This is a genomic window from Phytomonospora sp. NPDC050363 (assembly GCF_040655735.1).
In the GTDB taxonomy this organism is placed as follows: domain Bacteria; phylum Actinomycetota; class Actinomycetes; order Mycobacteriales; family Micromonosporaceae; genus Phytomonospora.
Genome location: NZ_JBFAKK010000025.1, coordinates 18907 through 38174, shown reverse-complemented (window position 1 = coordinate 38174; position 19268 = coordinate 18907). Strand labels below are relative to the sequence as shown.

Genomic DNA, 19268 nt, shown 5'->3' with positions numbered 1-19268 from the left:
GGAGCTTCCATGCCCTCAGCGAAAAGCCCTGCCGCGCAACGGTTGCGACCACGGCCGGTGCTCATCATCGGCCTGCTCGTGCTCCTCGCGTCGGCCGTCTACGGGGCCGGAGCCCTCAACGTCTTCACCCTCTCGCGCTTCGAATCGCCCGGCGCCGAGTCCGACCTCGCCTCCCAGGCCCTGCTCACCGAGTTCGACACCGGCACCGCCAACGTCGTCCTACTCGTCACCGCCAACGACTCCGATGTGGACAGCCTCGCCACCGCGAGCGCCGGACGCGACCTCACCGCCGAACTCGCCGACCACCCCGGCGTCGCCGAGGCCCGCTCCTACTGGACCGGCGCCTCCCCGACCCTGCGCGGCGAGGACGGCACCACCGCCCTCGTCCTGGCCCACATTCCCGGCGACGCCACCGAAGTCCGCGCCGACATCCTGCCCGGCCTCACTGAGGCCTTCAACCGCACCGACCCCGCGCTCACCATCGCCGTCGGCGGCGCCGACGAACTCTTCCGCGAGGCCGCCGAGCTGGCCCGGGGCGACTTCCTGCTCGCCGAGGCCATCGTCCTGCCCGGCCTGCTGATCCTGCTCCTGGTCCTCTACCGCAGACCCGTCGCGGCCTTCCTGACCCTCGGCATCGGCCTGTTCTCCGTACTGTCCACACTGGCCCTGCTGCGCCTGGTCGCCGGCTTCGTCGAGGTCTCGACCTTCGCGGCCAACCTCACCCTCGTCATGGGCGTCGGCCTGGCCGTGGACTACTGCCTGTTCATCATCACCAGGTTCCGCGAGGAGATCACCGCCGGAAAGTCCATTGAGGACGCCGTGTCCCGTGCGACCGCGACCGCCGGGCGGACCGTCCTCTTCAGCGCCGGAACCGTCGCCGTCAGCCTCTCGGTCCTTCTCCTCTTCCCCTTCCCCTTCCTCCAGTCCTTCGCCTACGCCGGCGTCTTCGTTCCCCTCACCGCCGCCGTCGGCGCGGTCGTCATCCTCCCCGCGGCCTTGCGACTGTGGGGACACCGCGTCACCCGCGCCAAGAAGGCGTCCACAGGGGACGGTCGCTGGCACCGCATCGCCACCGCCGTCATGAAGCGCCCGGTGCTGACCGGCGGCCTCGCCCTGGTCGTGGTGCTGCTGCTGGCCTCGCCGTTCCTCGGCGTGCGCTTCGGCCTGCCCGACGAGCGCGCGCTGCCCGCCGACGCGCCCGCCCGCGTCGTCACTGAGCAGATGAACTCCGCCTTCTCCAGTGAGGAGACCGACGCCCTCCAGATCGTCACCACCACCGCCGAACCCGGCGACGACATCGCCGCCTACGCCGTGGCGCTGTCGCGGGTCGACGGCGTCGCCCAGGTCGACTCCTCCGCCGGGCGCTTCGCCGGCGGGAGCCGCGTCGGCGACGGCGATGCGGCCTACGCCGAGGGCTCGGCGGCCTGGCTGTCGGTGGTCCCGACCTCGGAGCGGCTCGACCGCGACGGCACCGGCCTGGTCGCCGAGGTCCGCGCGGTCCCGGCGCCCTTCGAGGTCCTGGTCGGCGGCTACCCGGCCGACCTCACCGACTTCCGCGACGCCATGCTCGACCGCCTGCCGCTGGTCCTCCTGCTCATCCTCATCGCCACCTTCGTCATCCTCTTCCTGATGACCGGCAGCGTCGTCATCCCCGTCAAGGCCACCGTGCTCAACCTGCTGTCGCTGGCGGTCATGTTCGGCGCGCTCGTCTGGATGTTCCAGGACGGCAACCTCGCCGAGCTGATCGGCTTCACCCCGCAGGGCTCCTTCGAACCGTCCATCCCGATTCTGATGTTCTGCGTCGCCTACGGCCTGTCCATGGACTACGAGGTCTTCCTGCTCTCGCGCATCAAGGAGGAGTGGGACCGCACCGGCGACAACACCGCCGCCGTCGCCCGCGGCATCCAGCGCAGCGCGCCCCTGGTCACCATGGCCGCGGCGATCCTCGCGTTCACCTTCGCCGTCTACGCCACCGGCGACGTCGTCTTCCTCCAGATGCTCGGCATCGGCATGGCCATCGCCGTGCTCGTCGACGCCACCCTCATCCGCGGCGTGCTGATGCCCGCCCTCATGCGCCTGACCGGCCGCGCGAACTGGTGGGCGCCCGGTCCGCTGCGCCGACTGCACGCCCGGGTGGGCCTGCGCGACTGACCGTGACGTGCGCCGCTTCGCGCGAAGCGGCGCACGTCCCATCTGGTGAACGACCGTTCAGTCTGAAACATGTGAGGGCTAATCTCATCCGAATGAGCAGCACACCCACCGAGACCGGCAGCGGCCCGGTCGCCAGGTCCCGGCGCGAGGAGATCCTCGAGGTCGCCGTGCGGATGTTCGCCACCCGCGGGTACCACGGCGTCTCCATGGACGACATCGGCCGCGCCGTCGACGTCACCGGCCCCGCCCTCTACCACCACTTCAAGGGCAAGGAGGCCATGCTCGTGGCCGCCCTGCGCCCGGTCAGCCAGCGCCTGCTCAGCGGCGGGCGCAAGCGCGTCGAGGCGAACCCCGACGACCCCCGCGCGGCGCTGCACGCCCTCGTCGAGTTCCACGTCGACTTCGCGCTGACCAACCCCGCCGTCATCGCCCTCCACGTCCACGAACTCGACCGCCTCCCCGACGAGTCGCGCCACGAGATCCGCAAGCTCCAGCGGCAGTATGTGGAGGAGTGGGTGACCGTGCTGGTCGCCCTGCGTCCCGAACTGTCCGAGAAGCAGGCGCGTGTGCTGGCCCACGCCGCCTTCGGCCTGATGAACTCCACGCCGTACTTCACCCAGCGCGGCCAGGGCGGTCACACCGACCACCTCGACACCGCACGCCTGCTTCGCGAGGCGACTCTCGGAGCACTGGCGGGGACGCCCTAACGACCGTTAAGGTGGTGGCGTGTTCGAGTCGCTGCTCATCGCCAACCGGGGCGAGATCGCCCGCCGGATCATCAAGACCGCCAACAAGCTCGGAATCCGCACCGTCGCGGTCCACTCCGAGGCCGACGCGGATCTTCCCTACGTGCGCGAGGCGCACGAGTCGGTCCACATCGGACCGGCCGATCCGGCCCAGTCGTACCGCAACATCGACGCGATCCTGGCCGCGGCCAAGCAAAGCGGCGCCGCGGCGATCCACCCCGGATACGGGTTCGGGTCGGAGAACCCCGAGTTCGCCCGCGCGGTCGGCGACGCCGGCCTCATCTGGGTCGGCCCCGAGCCCGAGGCCATCGCCGCCATGGGCGACAAGATCAACGCGCGCAACCTCATGTCGGCCGCCGGCGTGCCCGTCGCGCCCGGCACGGGCGAGCCCGTCGACAGCGCCGAGGCCGCCACGGCCCGCGCCGAGGAGATCGGCTACCCCGTCATGGTCAAGGCCGCCGCGGGCGGCGGCGGGATGGGCATGGCCGTCGCCGAGGACGCCGGGGCGCTGCCGAAGGTCTTCGAGCAGATCCAGGGCGTCGCCGAGCGCCTCTTCGGCTCCGGTGACGTTCTCATCGAGCGCTTCTACCCGCGCGTGCGCCACATCGAGGTGCAGATCCTCGGGCTCGCCGACGGCCGCGTCCTCACCCTCGGGGAGCGCGAGTGCTCGGTGCAGCGGCGCAACCAGAAGCTCGTCGAGGAGACGCCCAGCTGCGCGCTCGACCCCGAGCTGCGCGCCCGGTTCCTCGACGCTGCCCGCCGCGCCGGGGAGGCCGTCTCCTACCGCAACGCCGGCACGGTCGAGTTCCTCCTCGACGTGGACACCCGCGACTTCTTCTTCCTGGAGATGAACACGCGCCTCCAGGTCGAGCACCCCATCACCGAGGCCGTCTACGGCGTCGACCTGGTCGCCGCGCAGCTCAAGGTCGCCGCCGGTGAGGACCCCAAGATCAACGATCCCTCGCCGGCCGGCCACGCCATCGAGTTCCGCGTGAACGCCGAGGACCCCAAGCGCTTCCTGCCCGGTCCCGGCGTCATCACCGAGTGGACCGAGCCGCAGGGGCGCGGCGTGCGCGTCGACTCCGGCTACGCGCAAGGTAATACAGTGCCGCGCTTCTACGACTCCCTCATGGCCAAGCTGATCGTCAGCGGCCCCGACCGCGCGACCGCGCTGAGCCGCGCGCGTCAGGCGCTGTCGGAGTTCGCGATCGCCGGCCCGAAGCAGAACCTGCCGTTCTTCCTCGAACTGCTCGACAACCCCGAGTTCACCGAGGGCGTCTACGACACCGGCATCGTCGGGAGGATGCGATGAACTTCTCCAAGCTGCCCGCCGCGGTCTCGCTGCGGGAGGTCGGGCCGCGTGACGGCCTGCAGAACGAGGACCCGGTCTCCACCGACGACAAGGTGCGCCTGCTCGACGCGCTGTCGCAGACCGGCGTGGGGCGCATCGAGGCCGTCAGCTTCGTGCACCCGCGAGCGATCCCGCAGATGGCCGACGCCGCCGAGGTGTGGGCGCGGGCGAAGAAGAACCCCGACGTGCGCTACTCGGCGCTGGTCCCCAACACCAAGGGCGCCCACCGCGCCCTTGAGGCGGGCTTCACCGAGATCGAGGTGGTCGTGTCGGCCTCGAACACGCACAACGAGAAGAACGTCAACCGCTCCACCGAGGACTCGCTCGACGACATCACCGGGCTGATCTCCCTGCTGCACAAGGAGAACGCCTCGGCCGAGGTCATCATCTCGACGAGTTTCGGCTGCCCCTACGAGGGCGACGTCGACCCCGCGCGGGTCGCCGCCATCGTCGACCGGGTCATCGCCGACGGTGCCGACCGCGTCTCCTTCGGCGACACCACCGGCATGGGCACGCCTCGCCGCGTCGCCGAGCTGCTGGAGCTGGTGCGCGGCTCGCACGCCGACACCCCGCTGCTGCTGCACTTCCACAACACGCGCGGGACGGCCCTGGCCAACATCCTCACCGCCCTGGACTACGGCATCACCGAGTTCGACGCCAGCGTCGGCGGGCTCGGCGGCTGCCCGTACGCCCCGGGCGCGACGGGCAACGTCGCCAGCGAGGAGGTCGTGCACATGCTCGCAGATATGGGAATAGATACAGGTGTCGATCTGCACGCATTGATCGAGGCGGCCCGACTCGCGCAGGACATTGTCGGCCGTGAACTGCCCAGTGGTGTGCTCCGGGCGGGCCCGCGACTACCCGAATAGGCGTGAACACAATTCTTTGAAAAAAGTCGCGGGAAGGCGTGACCTCCCCGCGACCCCTTCGTTGATTACAGTGAGTGCCGATGGATTAACCTCCATCGGACGAGACCGGAAGAACCACGAAGGGAATCATTGTGTCGGTGTCCAGCCGAAGGAGCCGCGACATTCGTCGCGCCGCCGGGCTGCGCCGTCGATTCCCCACGCGCAGCGTGCTGCGCGGCATCGTGGTCGCCGGTCTGGCGGGTGCGGCCTGGTGCCTCGGTGCCGTGTCCGCCCACGCCGCCGTGACGGACGACTCGTTCGCGTACGACCTCGCGCCCATGACGACTTCCTCGCTCAGCGGGGCCGTTGAAACGTCGGTGCAGGCCGCAAATCCGACCCAGTCGAACCAGCTGGACCCGAACGCCTCGCTCTACCTGGACGTCGTACCTGTCGAAGGTGCCGCCGGGAAGGGCCCGAGGTCGACCGAGAGTTCAGTCCGCAACGGCGGAAACGAGCACGGAGCGGCCGGCGAAGCCTCGCCCGCCGCTACGGACACCGTCGCTCGCAAGGAAGAGCAAGGGAAGTCCTCCCGAGACACCCGGTCGAAAGACCGGTCCGACTCCGCCAGCAGCGACGCCGTCCCGACGAGTGACGCGCCGCTCGACCTGGTGGAGGACACGGTGAAGCCCTTCGGGCTCAGCCGTGTCATCGCCGCCCCGGCCGCGCCACTGGACCCGTACCTCGGGCTGGTGCGACCGGTCAGCGAGCCATTGGCGAGTGTCGCCCGCCCCGTCTTCGACCCTCTCTCCGAGACGGTCGGCAGCGGGGGCATGGGTGCCGTCACACAGCCAGTGGCCGGTGTGCTTCATGAGGTGACGGCGCCAGTCGCCATGGTCGTCAGCCCTGTGAGCGCGTCACTCGCGCAGGTTGCGCCGATCGTCCCGGCCATACCCGGGAACGCATTGGGGACCTTCGTGTCGCGGCTCGATGGCTCGCTCATCGGTCCGGATTCCGGCGCGGCGAACGGGCAAGGTGTCACCCCTGCGCAGGCTCTGCTCCACGCGGCCGGGTACTCCGCCGAGTACCAGCCCGGAGCGGAACGCAGTACCTCGTCTCACGACGCGGCGGTCATCTTGAGCAGCGGTAGGGGCCACGCCCCGTACGCTCCTCTCCCGTCGCAGTACCCGATGGGCCCTGACCTGGGGCACATCACCGGTGGTGGGCTCTCCGGCGGTGCCGGGGCCACCCTGCACGACGGTGGCTCGGCCACCGCGCATCAGAACCTCATGGCCGGCGACCCGCGGGTGTCTCGCGTCGCGCCGGCAACGGCCAACATGGGTCTGCCTTCCGAGCGGATCGCCGACCCGGTCGTCTCTCCCGATTAGTCTGACCCGCCGGGAAGGCTGCGGTCGACAATCTCCACGCAAGGTTCGCCTAAGAGTGCGACCGCGTCCTCCCATTGCGGAATGCCAAAGCCACCGCTGATGTAGCAGCGCGCAGGCTTCGCCAACAAAAGGCAGCAGCAGCTTAATCGGAAACAAATACCGCAGCGTGAAAGCGCACATGCGCTTTAATGCGCGCGGAAGTCGCCAGAAACGTCCGTTCACGCCAGGAACGGGCAGGTCCATAAACAATTCCGTTCTAGGAAGGCACACAGCTCTCATGAAGAAGAGTCTCGCTCGCAAGGCCATCCGTACCGGGATCCTCGCCGCCGGCTTCCTGCTGCTCTCGGGCGGCGCCGTGCAGGCGGCCGACCTGGGCACGACCGGCAACTACGGCGCCGGCAACGGCAACCAGGTCGTCGCCGCCGTCCAGGCTCCCATCACCGCGTGCGGCAACGCCGTGGCCGTGGCCGGCACCTCCAACGCGTGGTGCAACGGCGACGCGACCGCGAACATCGCGCCCGACGCGCTGAACAACCTGTGGAGCTCGGACAACTACGGTCTGCTCAACGGCAACCAGGCCGCCGCGACCGTCCAGGCCCCCATTGCCGTCTGCGGCAACGCGGTCGCCGTCCTCGGCGCCTCGAACGCCGGCTGCTCCGGTAACTCCAGCGCCAACATGGGTCGCAACCACGTCGAGTCGGCCCCGGTCACCGAGGTCGCCCCGATCACCGAGGGCCGCAGCTACGACCTCGTGAGCTACGGCAACTACGGTGCCCTCAACGGCAACCAGGTCGCCGCGATCGCGCAGGCCCCGATCGCCGTGTGCGGCAACGCCGTCGCTGCGGGCGGTGTCGCGAACGCCGGTTGCGACGGGTCGGTCCACGCCGTGGCCAAGCCCTCCCTGACGCCGAACATGTACACCAGCGACAACTTCGGTCTCGGCAACGGCAACCAGGTCGGCCTGGGCGTCCAGGCCCCCATCACCGCCTGCGGCAACGCGGTCGCGGTGCTGGGCGCCTCGAACGCCGGCTGCCGCGGAAACGCGACGGCGCAGTCGGGTTCCGACCACGACTCGCACGACCACCACTCGCACGGTGACGTGCACACCACCAAGAGCACCAAGAGCACCAAGACCACCAAGGAAGCGCCCGCCGCGGCCCGCTCCACGTCCGGCCTCGGTGGCCTGGACTCGCTGACCGGCCTGCTGGGCTAGTAAGCGCGAGCGTCCCCGACGCGGGACGTCACGAACCGAAGTGAAGTACGGCCGGGTGGAGACGAGAGCTCCGGCTCCACCCGGCCACCCCACCTCGGACCACAGCCAACCAGGAAGGATGTGTTAGTCCATGAGGAAGACATGGGCCCGCACAGCCACCCGGGCGGGAGCCCTCGCGGCCGGCCTTCTCCTGTTCCTCGGGAGCGGCGCCCACGCGGCGGAACTCGTCTCAGACGACGAGAGCATCGGAGCCAACGGCTCGCAACTGCTGTCGCCGCTCCAGTCACCGCTCGACACGTGCGGGGACCGGCTCAACCTCGGCGACGCGGCGGACACCGCCTGCGAGACTGACGGCGACGCGCGTGTCGGTGTGGCCGACATGCGCACGCAAGACAATGAGGGAATCCTCAACGGCAACCAGATCCAGGCCCCGGTCCAGGTCCCCGTGAACGCCTGCGCGGTCGCGGCGACCCTTCTCGGCAGCGCCAACTCCACCTGCGTCGGCGGGGCCACGGCCACGGCCGGCGGCGGTGAGGGCACCGCGCAGACGATGGACTCCCGGCGCAACAAGGGAATCGGGAACGGCAACCAGTTGCTGGCCCCGGTCCAGGTCCCCGTGAACGTCTGCGGGCTCGCCGTTCCGGTGCTGGGAACCGCCCGCGCCAGCTGCGCGGGAAGCGCCACCGCCACCATGGGGCAGCACGGCGGGATGACCACGTCGGACAACGACGGCATGGGCAACGGCAACACGCTCGTAGTGCCGGTGCAGGTCCCCATTAACGTGTGCGGCAACGCGATCGCGGCCGTGGGGGACTCCCAGGCCGACTGCCTCGGCGGCAGCGACGCCCAGAACGACACCAAGGTCGGCGGCGTTCGCGGTACCGACCGCGAGGCGCCGACGCAACTCAACCTGCCGCTGCTCGGCGACGACCAGGACGACGACAGCGGCGCCCGTGACGCCAAGTCCGTGGTGACGGCCAGGCGGGACGGCTTCTACTCCGGTACCGACTCGACGGACAACCGGCTTCTCGGCGGCGGCAACCAGCTGCTCACCCCGATCCAGCTGCCCACCAACCTCAGCGGCAACTCGATCGGCGGGGCCGGCACGGCCGACGCGCTCAGCCTCGGCGGCGCCGTGGCGGCGCTCCACTAGACCAATAATCCGCACCACCACCACCGGATCCCGGCGCCCGCGAGGGCGCCGGGATCGTGGCGTGGGCGGTCACGCCACCGGGATCGAGCCGAGCAGCCCGCCGTCGACGACGAGGTCCTGCCCGTTGACGTAGGACGCGTCGCCGCCGGCGAGGAACGCCACCGCGGCGGCGGTCTCCTCGCTCGTGCCGATCCGCCCGGCGAGCGTCTCGGCCGCCGCGGCCCGCTGGCCCTCCTCGCCCATGGCCTCGTCGGACATGCGGGTGCCGATGTAGCCGGGGCTCACCGAGTTGACGCGGATTCCGCGCGGGCCGAGCTCGGCGGCGACGGTCCGCGCGAGGTTGTGCACGGCCGCCTTCGTCGCCGAGTACAGCGTCGCCGTCGGCAGACCGCGGTGGAGGGTCCAGGAGGCGTTGATGACGATCGAGCCGCCGTCGGCCAGCAGCGGCAGCGAGCGCTGGACGGTGAAGAAGAGTCCCTTGAAGTTGACGTCGACCGAGCCGTCGAAGTCCTCGGGGGTGATCTCGGCGAAGGGTTTGAAGGTGCCGACGCCGGCGTTGGCGAACAGAACGTCGAGGCGCCCGTGCTTCTCGGCGACGACCGACATGAGGCGGTCGATGTCGTCGAGGCTGCCGGTGTCGGCGGCCACGGCGGTCACCCGCGGCGAGTCGAGCGTCGCGAGGGCCTTGTCGAGGCCGGCCTGCCCGCGCCCGGTGATGACCACGTGCGCGCCTTCGTCGAGGAGCCGTCGGGCGGTGGCCAGGCCGATGCCGCTGGTGCCGCCGGTGATGAGTGCGATCTTGCCGTCGAATCGAGTCATGGGGCAAGCTTCGGCGGCCCGGCGACGCTTCGACTGACGCTCTTTATCCGGGGACCGCCACCACCAGGCTCAGACCGTGACGCCGGCCAGCAGCGTCGCCAGCCGCTCCTCGGTGCCCGTTCCGGGCCGCGCACTGTGCAGGACGAGGCGCTCACCCGGTCGGTCGGGGAGGGGGAGGGTGACGTTCTCGAAGACCAGGTCGCCGACCCGCGGGTGCAGGATCGCCTTCACGCCGGGGCCTATGTCGGCGACCTCGTGGCGCGCCCACACTTCGGCGAACTCCTCGCTGACCGACGCGAGGTCGGCGGCGATCTCGGCGAAGTGCCCGTCGCCGGGGTGGCGGGCCGACTCGGCGCGGAACATCGCGGCCATCGTCACCGACACGTCGGCCCACTCGCGGACCGTCGCCTGGTAGGCGACGTTGGTGAAGAAGGTCACCAGGCAGTTGTGGTCGTCGGCGCCGAAACCGAAGACCAGCTCGGCGGCGCGGTTGACGGCCAGGAAGTTCCAGTAGCGGTCGATCACGTACGCCGGCCGGGGCAGCCACCCGTCGAGGACCCGGCGGAGTTCGTCGGGGACCGGCCGCGACGCGCCCGCGCGCGGGGCCGGTTCGGCGAGGCCGGCGAGCAGGTGGAGGTGGCGGCGTTCGGTGTCGCCGAGGCGCAGGGCGCGGGCGATGGCGTCGATGACCTGCGCGGACACCGTGATGTCGCGCCCCTGCTCCAGCCACGTGTACCAGGACACGCCGACCCCGGCGAGGACCGCGACCTCTTCGCGGCGCAACCCCGGCGTGCGCCTGCGCATGCCCGGGGGCATGCCGACGTCTGCGGGGGAGAGGCGGGCGCGTCGGGTGCGCAGGAAGTCGCGCAGCTCCGCGCGGCGGTGGTCGGTGGCGGTCACAGGACCACGGTAGTCACCGATCCGACGGGGTCGGGTGGACGCGTGCGCGGGCGACGGCCGGGTCCACACGCTCGCACCGCGCTCGAATCGACGCTGATCACCCACTCGACGGGCTGTCCGGCATCGTGAACGACCACCATTGTGGACACACCGACCAGACCGTCAGGACGCGCCTCAGGTGGTGTCCTGGTCCAGCGCTTCAGTAGTCGTCGAGTTCGATGAGGCTGACCTGTGCACTGGTGTCGGGACCGGCGGCGGCCATGGCGCCGTCTCCGTATCCGATCGCTTGCATGTCGGTGAGGGTGCGGGAGGTGCCGGTGGCGAGATCGAGGAAGAACAGGCGGTTCTCGCCTTGCCCGAGGGCGATCGGGTGGGAGCTCGTGACGATCCAGGTGTCGTCGGCGTGGTGCTCGTAGATCTGCTGTCCACCGAAGCGTTCGGCTTCGATGGTGCTTTGCCAGTGGGGCTCACCTGTCTTCAGGCTGGTCGCGGTGAAGATGCCGCGATGGTCGTCCAGTTCAAGGACCATGTCGGTTCCCAGGTAGGCGATGTTCTCTCGCCGACACGGCTTCGGAGCCACAGACCCGGTGGTGAGGTCGATGATGCGGCTTTGCCCGTCGTTCGCGGGCTCGTCGATCAGGCGCCCGTTGAGGACAACCGGGTTTGCGGGGTACTCGGCGCCGTAGGAGTAGTCGGCTTCTGTCCTGGCCGTCCATAGAACATCGCCGTTGGAGGGGTCGATGCCCTGGATCGCGCCGGGTTCACCCTCGTAGAGGAGCCTTCCATCGAAGATCAGATACTCATTTTCAGCCGATCGCGCTGTCGGTTCAGTTGGCCACCGCCCCAGCTGGTTTCCCGAAGTGAGGTCGAATGTCGTGATGGTCTGGCCCGTCGAATCCGTGAACGCGATGAGACTGCCGTCGCCTTCTCTCTGTAGCCGCTGGGAGGCTGGTGGTGTCTCAACCCGCCAGAGCATGTCGCCGGTGGTGAGTGTGTGGGCCGCGAGGGTGCAGGGCGTGTACAGGTCCCATCCGCAGTCGAGTGTCGTCACAGAGGATTCGCCGAAGGTGAGCACGCCGGCGTAAGAGGTCCAGCGTTCGATACCGGTGCGGAGGTCGAGAACCTGGTCATAGCCTTCAGCCACGCCAAGGTATGCGGGCCTGAAGATGAAGGAATCGCCGACCACGGTGTCGGTGTCGGTGTCGGCGACATAGATACCTTCCTCATCGAGTACCGGACGCAGGTAGAGCCGCCAGAGACGATCACCGCTTTCACGATCGAAGGCCATCAGCCCCCACTGCGCGGTTACGACGACGACGTTCCCGCCGATGTCGGCGCGTTGTGGCGCACCGAAATCGGCGGGAACATCTATGGTCCAGCGAGGCTGAGGCGCGGACACGACCGGTGGACGGAATTCGACGGAGGGCACCGAGGCGACGAGTGCGGCGCCGGCGGCCAGGATCGTCAAGGCGGCCATGATGGAGCGTGGGGTGCTCACGGCGCCAGCCGTAGGGTCGAGCGCAGAGCTTCGACCTCCGGTGACCGGACGCCTGCCCCGGACAGGAACGCCTCGGCGGTCGCACTCTGCGAGTACAGGCAGTTCCCTACCCTGGTCAAGTCGTCCGGAGTCCAGCTGGACCTGTTCGATTCGAGGTCGTCCAGCGCGCCCTTCGTCTTGTCGTCGGCGAAGAACCAGGGGTCGTTTCTCGCGTGGGGCAGCACGACTATCGCAGTGCCGGTGTCGAGTTCCTCTTCCTTCCCGTTGATGGTCAGAAAGACGGTGAGCCGGAAGAACACCATGAGCGGCGGTGGATGCTCTTCGGCGATCTGTACACCGAACGCAAAGCTGTCGGCCTCATCCGGCCCGAGTTCCTGACTGGTCTTGACGAAGTAGTCCTCGCCTGCGGCCGCGTCGAGCGGCAGAGCCAGACCGTAGACCGCCGACACCGCAATCGCTCCCGCGGAGTGGCAGGCGTGCAGGGTGAGTGCCTCGTCGATGTGCACGCGTGCTGCGGTCACGATGCCGCGTGCTTCGCCGCGGTTCAGCAGCGTGATGACGATCGCGGGATGTTCCAGGTCGGGAAAGTCCGGGAGGTGCTCTGACACCGCGATGTCGACGAAGGTGAGGTCGGCCGACTTCGGCGGCGCCGGCTTCGAGGTGAGCACCGGCACCCCGATCGCGCCTACCGTACCGATGAGAGCGAAGCAGCCTGCGACGATCGTCGCGCGCATGGTCGCGGTGCGTCTGTTCCACCAGGACTTTCGCTTCACGTTTCCTCCCCTCTTTTGGGTTGCCTGCTAACTTGTGGCCGGTGGCGGGATCCATCCGCATGACACCGTGTCGTCGTGCCGCGTCAGACGGACGAGGGTCCAGCCATCGGTGTCATGGTCGATGCCGACGGCTTCGCTGAAGTCGGTCCAGATCCCCACGGGCGGGGCGGCGAGGTCACGGGCGACCAGTGGTACGCCGGTCTCCGGCATTGCCACCGGTGTGTTTCCCGGCCCGAGTTCACACGCCTCGGCGGCTCCGAACGCCGGTGCTGTCGCGACCGGGAAACCGTCGCGCACCGCGATGGTGATCACGCTCTCGAACACGCGCCCGTCGACGCAAAGACTGATCTCCTTCGCTGTCCAGATCGGGATTTCGATCGTTCCGCCGACGGCACGAGGCGGTCCGCCCCCGACGTCGCACCCGGCACGGACCATGATCTGCTGAGACAGCTGCATCGGGGCACCGTCCTGCCACAGCCAGACATAGAACGAGGTCGGATTCGAGGTCCCGCCCGTGAGCTGTTGGACGATGGTCAGGGCGTCGACATCGTTGTCGCCGTCGAGGTCGGCGTACACCGGGTCCCACAACTCGGTGTAGATGTAGGAGTTGAACTCGTTCGCGCGTCCGTCCTCGAACGCGATCTCCGAGTCCTTTCCCTTGTTGAAGACCGTGTTGTTCCAGTCGTGCGACGTGATCGCATCATTGAACGGCTGTTCAGCGGCCGTGGACGCAGACGGCTCGGTCTGCTGCCCTATCGGTTCCGTCTCCGTCGCTCCCGGTGGCCCGATGCCAGGTGCGGCGCCACTGCATGCAGTGAGCACCCCGGTCGCCATCACGACAATGACCAGCGCCAGAGCACGCACACGCCTGTCACGGCGCTGGCCTGCACTGAGACGTCGCCTGACCAGCGCAAAGGACTCGTCCCCACCCGGTCCCACATCCCGCCCGGGGACGGCGGACTGGAGTAAGCAGACCCGGTCCTTAGGTTCCGCAATACCCCCGTGTTGGCTCCCCATCCGTCCATTGTGCCCGATGTCGACTGCTGGGAATCGAACTCATTTATCCGGGCTCGGTGGGCACATATTGCGGGGAAAAGAACAGTGCGAGAACCAGACCGCCCGCCGCGCAGACAAGGACTCGCGCGGCGGGCCGCCACCAGCCTTCGAGCAACCGGCTCACGAGCAGTGCATTGGACGAGCCTTCAACAGATTGCGGTACCGGCGCGATTTGGCAACCTACGCCAAACGCGTCCGGCACCACCGGTTCGGCTCGATCATCGCCGCCATCATGATCACCAGGACACGGCCTAGACCCTGTCCTGGGGCTCCACCCGCGCGGGGTAGGTGAGGATGCCGTCGCGGACCCGCACGGCCTCGTTCAGCACCGCCGGTCTCGTCGACGTCGCGGACATGATGTGCTCGACCTCGGCCCCCGCGACGAGCAGCGCGTCGGTGATCAGGCGCCGGTGGCAGCGCCACGGCACCGCCTCGCTGCACATGACGGCGGGACGCTCGTGGTCGGCGAGCGCGAGCAGTTCGCTCAGGCCGTCGGCGAAGTCGTCGGTCGCCATGTAGTCGGCGTAGTCGCGGAAGGCCTTGACCCGCCAGGCGTCGTTGACGCTGGGGGTGCCTTTCGGTGTGTGCCGCCGGCCGCCGAGCTTGGGCGCCCACCGGTAGCCGATGTCGGCCGGAAGGGCGTCGATGATCGCCTGCCGGTTCCACTGGGGGAACTTCCGCGAGGACGGGTACGAGCGCACGTCGACCAGGCGGGTGACGTCGTTGGCGCGCAGCATGGCCAGGACCTCGGCGAAGTCACGGGTCGAGTGGCCGATCGTGTAGATGTGTCCGGTCATGGGCGCCCCCACACCCAAGTTAGGCCATCGACGGCGCCGCTCACGCGATCCGCCGAACCCTCGCCACACGCCCCATCCATCCACCACCATGGATGTATGACCACCGACATCGTCACCGCGTGGGACACCGACTCCCACGCCGACCGGGAACTGGCCGCCGAGGTCTACCAGCGCATCGGCCGTGAGCTGCCGGAGCAGGCCGCGCACGACGCGCACCCCGGCGCCCTCGGCACGGTGTCGGCGCGCCGGGACGGCGAGCTGCTGGGCTGGGCGTGCCTGTACCGCGACGAGTCGGACGGCGTGTGGGTCGAGGCGCTCGCCGCGTCGCGGCTGGCGCACGGCTTGTCGACGACGCTGTACGACGCGGTCCCGCCCGACGAGGACGAGAGCGCCGCGGTGGTCGCGCTGTTCCGTCGTGCGGCCGAGCAGGCGCGCGAGGCGGGTGTCGGCGTGCTGCGCTGGTCGGGCGAGGACACCGGCGCCGCTGCGGCGGCGGCCAAGGCGCTCGGCGCGCGGGAGCTCGCCGAGATCGCGCGGACATGGCGGGCGGAGACGGCGCACTACCGCAAGCCGTCGAGGGTCCCGTCGGTGGAGACGCAGGAGATTCCGGGGGTGGGCCTGGCGGCCGGTGCCGCGCGGGTCGACCTGGAGCCGGGCGGCACGCAGGTCTTCGTCAACGCCGCCGTCGCCGTCCGTGACGGGGGAGCCGGTCCCGAGCGGCTCGCGGGGCTCTTCGCCGAGGCGGTCGAGCATCTGCGCCGGGAGCATCCGCGCGTGCGGGCGCTGACCGTCCACGAGGTCGAGGCCGAGGGCGGACCGGTCCGCTCGGCGCTGGAGCTGTCGGGCTTCGGGGTCGACACGCGCACGAAGAATTTCGAACTGGCACTGTGACTGAGAGTGTTCATCATATAACGGTGTCCTTCGATATCTAAGCTTGTTTTACCTCGTCTTTCGCCGCGAGTTGCGAATCACTTCTATCGGCGTCTATCTATATGCACGGGAAATGTGCTTCCCCGAACGACGGGGGGAATATGAAGTTCCTGGTGGAAATCCGTTTCCTCCAACCTTTCGACTCGTTTCCCTTTACGGTGGCAACACGTGAGGCAGTCCTCACTGGCACATTGGTGGTGCGAAAGCCCTGTCCACCCAGGCAGTAAGAAGACGACGAAGTGACGAGTCAACCGAAAGGCAGGAAGTTTCCATGAACTCAAGCCTCGCGCGCAACGGCGTACGAGTCGGCATGATCGCCGCCGGACTGGTTCTGCTCGCGGGTGGTACCGCGCAGGCCGGCGGAAACGCCACGACGAGTGACAACTACGGTGCCGGAAACGGCAACCAGATCCTCACCGGCGTCCAGGTTCCGGTCAGCGTTTGCGGAAACGCGATCGGTATTCTCGGCGTCGCCAACGCCGGCTGCCACGGTGACTCGACCGCCACGATGAACACCAGCCACGGCAAGAAGGGCCACGGCCACGGCCACGGCCACGGCCACGGGCACGGCCACGGGCACGGCCACGGCCACGGCCACGGCCACGGCGGCAACCACACGAGTGACAACTACGGCCTCCTGAACGGCAACCAGGTCGACACCGACGTGCAGATCCCGGTGTCGGTGTGCGGCAACTCGCTCGCCATTCTCGGCGTCGCCAACGCCGGCTGCAGCGGCAACGCCACCGCCAACAACGGCTAGTAGCAGCACCCAAGGCATGAGGGCGGGAGCGACGTGACGTCGCTCCCGCTTTTCGGCGCCCTCCGCCTGTGCGGCCGGCCCCGATCTCGGATAACCTAACGCTCGTTAAGGGACGTCCGGCGCAGCGAGGCGGCAGGTATGAAGCACGAGCACAACCTCGACGAGCTCTCCAAGCAGATTCGGTCCGGTGGGGCCGAGAAGTACCACGCGGCCAACCGCGCCAAAGGCAAGCTCTTCGCCCGCGAGCGCATCGCGCTGCTGGTCGACGAAGGCTCCTTCGTCGAGGACGGGCTGTTCGCCAACGCCCTGTCGACGGGGCCGGGCGGCGACCCGGACCTGCCCGCCGACGGCGTGGTGACCGGCACGGCGACCATCGACGGCCGCCGGGTGTGCCTCGCCGCCAACGACTCGACGGTCAAGGCCGGGTCGTGGGGCGCGCGGACGGTCGAGAAGCTGCTGCGGATCACCGAGCGGGCCTACGACACGCAGGTGCCGATGGTCTACCTCGTCGACTCCGCCGGCGCCCGCATCACCGACCAGGTGGAGCTGTTCCCGGGCCGTCGCGGCGCCGGGCGGATCTTCTACAACCAGGTCCGCGCCTCGGGTTCCATTCCGCAGGTGTGCGCCCTGTTCGGGCCGAGCGCGGCCGGCGGCGCCTACATCCCGGCGTTCTGCGACGTGGTCGCGATGGTCGAGGGCAACGCCTCGATGTACCTGGGGTCGGACCGCATGGTCGAGATGGTGACCGGCGAGAAGACGACGCTGGAGGCCATGGGCGGCGCGAAGATGCACACCACCGAGTCGGGTGTGGGGCACTTCCTGTGCAAGACCGAGGCCGACGCCCTCCAGGTCGTCCGCGACTACCTGAGCTACCTGCCGTCCAACCACAGTGGACAGGGTCCGGTGACCGAGGCCCGCGAACCGGAGCCGGCCGAACTGTCCACGCTGGTCCCGCCGAACGAGCGGCAGGCCTTCGACATCCGCAAGCTCGTCAAGGGGCTCGTCGACGAGGGCAGCTTCTTCGAGATCCAGGCGCGCTGGGCCAAGGAGCTCACCACCGGGTTCGCGCGCCTCAACGGGCAGCCGATCGGCGTGGTCGCCAACAACTCCATGTTCAAGGGCGGCGTGCTGTTCGTCGACTCCGCCGACAAGGCGGCGCGTTTCGTGCAGCTGTGCGACGCCTTCAACCTCCCGCTGCTGTTCCTGGCCGACGTGCCAGGCTTCATGGTCGGCTCGGCCGTCGAGAAGCAGGGCATCATCCGCCACGGTGCCAAGATGATCAGCGCGATCTCCGAGGCGACCGTCCCGAAGATGTGCGTGGTGGTCCGCAAGGCCTACGGCGCCGGGCTCTACGCCATGGCCGGTCCCGGTTTCGCGCCCGACGCGACGATCGCGCTGCCCACGGCGAAGATCGCCGTCATGGGCGCCGACGCGGCCGTGAACGCGGTGTACGCCCGCAAGATCGCGGCCATCGAGGACGACGAGGAGCGCGCGAAGTTCATCGCCGACCAGCGCGCGGCCTACGAGGAAGACATCGACATCACCCACCTGGCCGCCGAGCTGGTCGTCGACACGATCGTCGAACCGGACCGGCTGCGTGACGAGCTGATCGCCCGTTACGCGGCCGCGGCGACCAAGGACCGCACCTTCTCGCGCCGTCGACACGGCATCACGCCAGTCTAAAAAGGAGTATTACCATGCACTTTGGACTGTCCGAAGAGTATTCGGCGCTGCGGGAGAGCGTGCGGGCCTTCGCGACCGACAAGGTCGCACCGGTGATCGGCGAGTTCTACGAGCAGCGCAAGTTCCCCTACGAGCTGGTCCGCCAGATGGGGCAGATGGGCCTGTTCGGCCTGCCGTTCAGCGAGGAGTACGGCGGCATGGGCGGCGACTACTTCGCGCTCTGCCTGGCGCTGGAGGAGCTCGCGCGCGTCGACTCGTCGGTGGCGATCACCCTCGAAGCGGCCGTCTCCCTCGGCGCGATGCCGATCTACCGCTTCGGCACCGAGGAGCAGAAGGCGAAGTGGCTGCCGCGCCTGTGCCGGGGTGAGGCCCTGGCGGCGTTCGGGCTCACCGAGCCCGGCGGCGGCTCGGACGCCGGCGCGACCAAGACGAAGGCCGTCGTCGACGGCGACGAGTGGGTCATCAACGGCTCGAAGTGCTTCATCACCAACGCCGGCACCGACATCACCGACTTCGTGACGGTCACCGCCGTCACCGGGACGACCGAGAAGGGCGGCCCGGAGATCTCCTCGATCATCGTGCCGCGCGGGACACCGGGCTTCACCGTCGCCGACGAGTACTCGAAGGTCGGCTGGCTGGCCTCCGACACCCGCGAGCTGTTCTTCGACGACGTGCGCGTGCCGCTGGCCAACCTCGTCGGCGAGCGCGGTCGCGGGTACGCGCAGTTCCTGCGGATCCTCGACGAGGGGCGCATCGCGATCGCCGCGCTGTCGGTGGGCCTGGCGCAGGGCTGTGTCGACGAGTCGATCAAGTACGCGCATCAGCGGGAGGCCTTCGGCCGTCCGATCGGGCAGAACCAGGCGATCCAGTTCATGGTCGCCGACATGGAGACCCGCGCGCACACGTCGCGGCTGGCGTACTACGACGCGGCGGCGCGGATGCTGGCCGGTGAGCCGTTCAAGCGGCAGGCGGCGATCGCGAAGCTGCACGCGTCGGAGTGCGCGGTGGACAACGCGCGGGCGGCGACGCAGATCCACGGCGGGTACGGGTTCATGAACGAGTACCCGGTGGCGCGGATGTGGCGCGACTCGAAGATCCTGGAGATCGGTGAGGGGACCTCGGAGGTCCAGCGCATGATCATCGCCCGCGACCTGGGGTTCTAGGCGAGGACGTGGCGGCCCCGCGCTCGTGCGCGGGGCCGTTGT

17 protein-coding genes are annotated in these 19268 nt (G+C 69.1%); 11 read left to right on the top strand and 6 right to left on the bottom strand.

Annotation, left to right across the window (positions count from 1 at the left end; genetic code table 11):
* Positions 1-9: 9 nt before the first annotated feature.
* From AB0I28_RS37925 to AB0I28_RS37895, 7 genes are all read left to right on the top strand, one after another.
* Positions 10-2151 carry an MMPL family transporter gene (locus AB0I28_RS37925; protein WP_357500962.1) on the top strand — a complete coding sequence of 714 codons (2142 nt, stop codon included), beginning with the start codon at positions 10-12 and terminating at the stop codon, positions 2149-2151.
* 92 nt (positions 2152-2243) lie between these two features.
* Positions 2244-2858 (top strand): TetR/AcrR family transcriptional regulator, encoded by a 615-nt coding sequence (locus tag AB0I28_RS37920; protein ID WP_357500961.1) that lies wholly within the window; start codon positions 2244-2246, stop codon positions 2856-2858.
* 19 nt (positions 2859-2877) lie between these two features.
* Positions 2878-4209 (top strand): biotin carboxylase N-terminal domain-containing protein, encoded by a 1332-nt coding sequence (locus AB0I28_RS37915; RefSeq protein ID WP_357500960.1) that lies wholly within the window; start codon positions 2878-2880, stop codon positions 4207-4209.
* Positions 4206-5117 (top strand): hydroxymethylglutaryl-CoA lyase, encoded by a 912-nt coding sequence (locus AB0I28_RS37910; protein WP_357500959.1) that lies wholly within the window; start codon positions 4206-4208, stop codon positions 5115-5117. Before AB0I28_RS37915 ends, AB0I28_RS37910 begins: the two co-directional genes overlap by 4 nt.
* A 131-nt stretch (positions 5118-5248) precedes the next feature.
* Entirely contained in the window at positions 5249-6481 is a 1233-nt protein-coding gene (locus tag AB0I28_RS37905) for a hypothetical protein (protein ID WP_357500958.1), read from the top strand.
* A 277-nt stretch (positions 6482-6758) separates the two neighbouring features.
* A complete protein-coding gene (locus AB0I28_RS37900) occupies positions 6759-7694 on the top strand; it encodes a chaplin family protein (RefSeq protein ID WP_357500957.1) in 936 nt (311 codons plus the stop codon).
* A 130-nt stretch (positions 7695-7824) separates the two neighbouring features.
* Positions 7825-8847, top strand: a complete 1023-nt coding sequence (locus AB0I28_RS37895) for a chaplin (RefSeq protein ID WP_357500956.1) — start codon at positions 7825-7827, stop codon at positions 8845-8847.
* 69 nt (positions 8848-8916) lie between these two features.
* Here AB0I28_RS37895 and AB0I28_RS37890 read toward each other — a convergent pair whose 3' ends face one another.
* From AB0I28_RS37890 to AB0I28_RS37865, 6 genes are all read right to left on the bottom strand, one after another.
* Positions 8917-9666, bottom strand: coding sequence for an SDR family oxidoreductase (locus AB0I28_RS37890; protein WP_357500955.1), 750 nt, complete (start codon positions 9664-9666; stop codon positions 8917-8919).
* 69 nt (positions 9667-9735) lie between these two features.
* Positions 9736-10566 carry a helix-turn-helix transcriptional regulator gene (locus AB0I28_RS37885; protein WP_357500954.1) on the bottom strand — a complete coding sequence of 277 codons (831 nt, stop codon included), beginning with the start codon at positions 10564-10566 and terminating at the stop codon, positions 9736-9738.
* A gap of 199 nt (positions 10567-10765) precedes the next feature.
* Positions 10766-12034: a PQQ-binding-like beta-propeller repeat protein gene (locus AB0I28_RS37880; protein WP_357500953.1), complete on the bottom strand. Its 1269-nt coding sequence runs from the start codon at positions 12032-12034 to the stop codon at positions 10766-10768.
* A 26-nt stretch (positions 12035-12060) separates the two neighbouring features.
* Entirely contained in the window at positions 12061-12837 is a 777-nt protein-coding gene (locus AB0I28_RS37875; protein WP_357500952.1) for a hypothetical protein, read from the bottom strand.
* 27 nt (positions 12838-12864) lie between these two features.
* Positions 12865-13701 (bottom strand): hypothetical protein, encoded by an 837-nt coding sequence (locus tag AB0I28_RS37870; RefSeq protein ID WP_357500951.1) that lies wholly within the window; start codon positions 13699-13701, stop codon positions 12865-12867.
* A gap of 443 nt (positions 13702-14144) precedes the next feature.
* The gene (locus tag AB0I28_RS37865; RefSeq protein ID WP_357500950.1) at positions 14145-14690 is read right to left on the bottom strand and encodes a DUF488 domain-containing protein; all 546 of its coding nucleotides are present in this window, start codon (positions 14688-14690) and stop codon (positions 14145-14147) included.
* A gap of 96 nt (positions 14691-14786) precedes the next feature.
* Here AB0I28_RS37865 and AB0I28_RS37860 point away from each other — a divergent pair, with 96 nt between their 5' ends.
* From AB0I28_RS37860 to AB0I28_RS37845, 4 genes are all read left to right on the top strand, one after another.
* Positions 14787-15581, top strand: coding sequence for a hypothetical protein (locus tag AB0I28_RS37860; protein WP_357500949.1), 795 nt, complete (start codon positions 14787-14789; stop codon positions 15579-15581).
* Positions 15582-15891: 310 nt separating this feature from the next.
* Complete coding sequence (locus tag AB0I28_RS37855) at positions 15892-16380, top strand: chaplin family protein (RefSeq protein WP_357500948.1); 489 nt, start codon at positions 15892-15894, stop codon at positions 16378-16380.
* Between the two features lie 138 nt (positions 16381-16518).
* Positions 16519-18063 (top strand): acyl-CoA carboxylase subunit beta, encoded by a 1545-nt coding sequence (locus tag AB0I28_RS37850; RefSeq protein ID WP_357500947.1) that lies wholly within the window; start codon positions 16519-16521, stop codon positions 18061-18063.
* A 14-nt stretch (positions 18064-18077) separates the two neighbouring features.
* On the top strand, positions 18078-19226 hold the full coding sequence (locus AB0I28_RS37845) for an acyl-CoA dehydrogenase family protein (RefSeq protein WP_357500946.1): 1149 nt from the start codon (positions 18078-18080) through the stop codon (positions 19224-19226).
* The last annotated feature ends 42 nt before the right edge of the window (positions 19227-19268 follow it).